This is a genomic window from Mesorhizobium sp. M2A.F.Ca.ET.067.02.1.1, assembly GCF_004023285.1.
Classification (GTDB): Bacteria; Pseudomonadota; Alphaproteobacteria; order Rhizobiales; family Rhizobiaceae; genus Mesorhizobium.
Window position 1 is genome coordinate 1 of the sequence record NZ_RZSB01001112.1, and the last position, 1323, is coordinate 1323.

General features: G+C 66.6%; 2 protein-coding genes. Both read left to right on the plus strand.

What is annotated here, in order from left to right; all coding sequences use genetic code 11:
• Positions 1–835 (plus strand): glycosyltransferase N-terminal domain-containing protein (locus tag EOA28_RS35910; protein WP_281060958.1); only part of this gene is annotated, 835 nt, incomplete at its 5' end.
• A gap of 74 nt (positions 836–909) precedes the next feature.
• Positions 910–1323, plus strand: a 414-nt coding sequence (locus tag EOA28_RS35915) for a tetraacyldisaccharide 4'-kinase (protein WP_189342386.1), incomplete at its 3' end; no start/stop codon positions are given.

Below are 1323 nucleotides of genomic sequence, written 5' to 3' on the forward strand. Positions count from 1 at the left end.
GTCGGACCGCTCCTTCACCTCGTGGAAGAAGCGCGCAAGCGTTGCCGAGGCGCTGTTCGAGAATCTCGCCCATGTCATCGCCCAATCGGATGTCGACGGCGAGCGGTTCCGCGCGCTCGGCGCCCGGCCGGTCACGGTTTCCGGCAATCTCAAGGTCGACACAAACCCGCCGCCGGTTGATGAGCGGGCCCTGGCCACCCTGCAGCGCCAGATCGGCGATCGCCCCACCTGGGCGGCGATCTCGACCCATGACGGCGAAGAGGTCGTGGCCGCCGAGGTTCATGCCAGCCTGCACAGGCGCCATCATGGGCTTTTGACCATCATCGTGCCGCGTCATCCCGACCGCGCCGACGCGCTTGCCGCGCAGATTTCCGGCATGGGCCTGACGGTGGCAAGGCGCAGCAAGGGCGACCGCATCTCGCTTGATACCGATATCCTTCTGGGCGACACGATCGGTGAGATGGGGCTTTACCTGAGGCTGACCGAGATCGCTTTCGTCGGCCGTTCGCTGACCTCGGAAGGCGGCCAGAACCCGCTCGAGCCGGCAATGCTCGAAACCGCGGTGCTTGCCGGCCGCAACGTCCAGAATTTCCGCGAGGCCTATCAGCGCCTGCTCGACAGCGGCGGCGCCAAGCTTGTGCGCGACCGCGACATGCTGACCGGCGCGGTCAATTTCCTTCTGACCAACGAAGTGGCGCGCCACGAAATGATCGCGGCGGGTGCCGCCACCGTCGACGAGATGCGCGGCGCGCTCGCCCGGACGCTGAAATCTCTGGAGCCCTATATCCAGCCGCTGGTCGTCAAGGCGCGCCTGAAAGGCGCCAACGGGCGCTAAAGCATGATCCCAAAAATCGGACCCGATTTTTGGAGAAGGTCATGCGCAAAATCAAATTGCGCGGAAGCCGCGCGATGACCAGCGAGGCGCCGCCCTTCTGGTGGGAAAAGCCGGACTGGCGCGTGCTCGCTCTGTCGCCGGTGTCGGCTGCCTACGGCATGGTTGCCGGCCGCCGCATGCGGCATGCCCCGCGCGAGAAGGTCGACGCGCCGGTGCTGTGCGTGGGCAATCTGACCGTCGGCGGCAGCGGCAAGACCCCGGTCGCCATTGCCCTGGCCAAACAAGCCAGGCGCATGCAGCTCACGCCCGGCTTCCTGTCGCGCGGCCATGGCGGTTCGTTCGCCAAGCCGCATGTCGTCGATGCGCATCACGACGCCGCCAAACATGTTGGCGACGAGCCGCTGCTTCTGGCCGAACACGCGCCGGTGGCGGTGACGGCGAACCGCGCCGCGGGCGCAAAACTGCTCATCGAGGGACATGGCTGCGAT